Below are 1,575 nucleotides of genomic sequence, written 5' to 3'. Positions count from 1 at the left end.
CGGAACCTGTCAAGTCAACTGAGACAGTTTCTTGATTTTGTTTAGCTTTGTGCTGTTGGAAGGCCGGTGGCCGCGGCGGCGGCGATCTGTTCGAGGTCGTTGTCGTCGGGTTTGTTGATCCATGCCCGGTCTGGGAGGCGGGGCGGGCGCGGACGACGGCGGCCGAACCGTTCGGGGTGCGCGGCCCAGGCGGCGTCGAGGGTGCGTTGTCGCTGTTGACGGATCTGCCCGGCGGTGCCGTGATGGACCGAGGCGGGGGTGTGCAGGCCGATCCCGGAATGCCTGTGCTCGTGGTTGTAGTAGGTGTAGAACGCTTCGCAGTGCTGCCGGGCGTGCTGGATCGATCCGAACCGGTCCGGGAACGTCGGGTCGTACTTCAAGGTCTTGAAACTGGCCTCGATGTACGGGTTGTCGTTGGACGTCTTGGGCCGGCTGTGACTGCGCCCGATCTTCAGATCGGTCAGCAGTTGCGTGACGGTCTTGCTGGTCATCGCGGCGCCGCGGTCGGCGTGCACGGTCAGCTGGTCGGGGTCGACGCGTTCACGAGCGGCGGCGTCGGCGATCAGCGCTTCGGCGAGCTGGCCGTCCTCGTAAGCGGCGACCAGATGGCCGACGACGTACCGGGACCAGATGTCGATCACCGTGTAGAGCTGGAACCACACGCCTTTGACCGGGCCGCGGAGCCGGGTGATGTCCCAGCTCCAGACCTGGTTGGGCGCGTCGGCCACGAGCTCGGGCTTGGTGCGGGCCGGATGCGTGGCCTGGGCCCGGCGTTCGCCGGTCTGCCCGGCGGCCCGCAAGATCCGATACATCGTGGACTCCGAGCACCACCAGCGGCCCTCGTCGAGCTCACGGGCCCACACCTGCGCGGGCGCCAGATCGGCGTACTCGGGCCGGTTCAGTAGCTGCAGCACCTGCGCACGTTCGGCCTCGGACAGCGCTGACGGCGGCGGTTTACGCGGCGTGCGCGGCCTCGGCTCGGCGGGCGGGTTGCGGCGCCGATACAGCGTCGCCCGCGACAGGCCGGTCAGCCGGCACGCCGCGGCCACACCCCAGGCCGGGGTCAGCGCCTGCCGCGCCTCGGCGAGGACGGGTTCGGCATCGGCGCGGAATCCGCGCTCTCGGAGAGCAGTTCCAAGAGCGCGTGCGCTTTTCCCATGATCTGCAACGCGGTCTCCGTCTTGGCCAGCTTGGCCTGGAGCCGGGCGTTCTCACGCTGCAGGCGAGCAAGTTCGGCGTTCTCGGCCTTCTTCGCCGCCCGAGCGGCCGCTTGACGGCGGTCCGTCAGGCCAGCCGCGGCTCCCGCGTCTCGGGCCTTGCGCCAGTCCAGAATGTGTGAGCCGTACAGCCGTTCCCGGCGCAGGATCGCCCCGCGAGCCGCCGCATCCGGGGCAGCGTCGTACTCGTCCAGGATCCGCGCCTTGAACTCTGCGGTGAATGTCCGCCGCTGGGGCCGGGCGTCCGGATCCAGGTTCTCGTGGGGCTTCGACGTCATGCTGATGTGCTCTCCTCAGGGCCGTCCAGGAAGAGTATCCCCTGGTAGACGGGCTGTCTCACATCAGCGTGACAGGGGGG

General features: G+C 68.8%; 2 protein-coding genes. Both read right to left on the bottom strand.

Annotated features, from left to right (window positions below):
- Positions 1-41: 41 nt before the first annotated feature.
- Positions 42-1,067 (bottom strand): IS3 family transposase, encoded by a 1,026-nt coding sequence (locus tag ACIBTV_RS31405; protein WP_396710814.1) that lies wholly within the window; start codon positions 1,065-1,067, stop codon positions 42-44.
- Positions 1,064-1,495: a hypothetical protein gene (locus ACIBTV_RS31400; protein ID WP_396710812.1), complete on the bottom strand. Its 432-nt coding sequence runs from the start codon at positions 1,493-1,495 to the stop codon at positions 1,064-1,066. Before ACIBTV_RS31400 ends, ACIBTV_RS31405 begins: the two co-directional genes overlap by 4 nt.
- Between the last annotated feature and the right edge of the window lie 80 nt (positions 1,496-1,575).

Origin of the sequence: Micromonospora sp. NPDC049366, assembly GCF_044466625.1 — a bacterium.
Classification (GTDB): domain Bacteria; phylum Actinomycetota; class Actinomycetes; order Mycobacteriales; family Micromonosporaceae; genus Micromonospora.
Note: the sequence above shows the minus strand (reverse complement) of the source record. Positions and strands in the feature narration are given on the sequence as shown.

Coding starts and splice junctions, on each gene's coding strand:
- ACIBTV_RS31400 (WP_396710812.1), bottom strand. CDS start 1,495: ATGACGTCGAAGCCCCACGAGAACCTGGATCCGGACGCCCGGCCCCAG.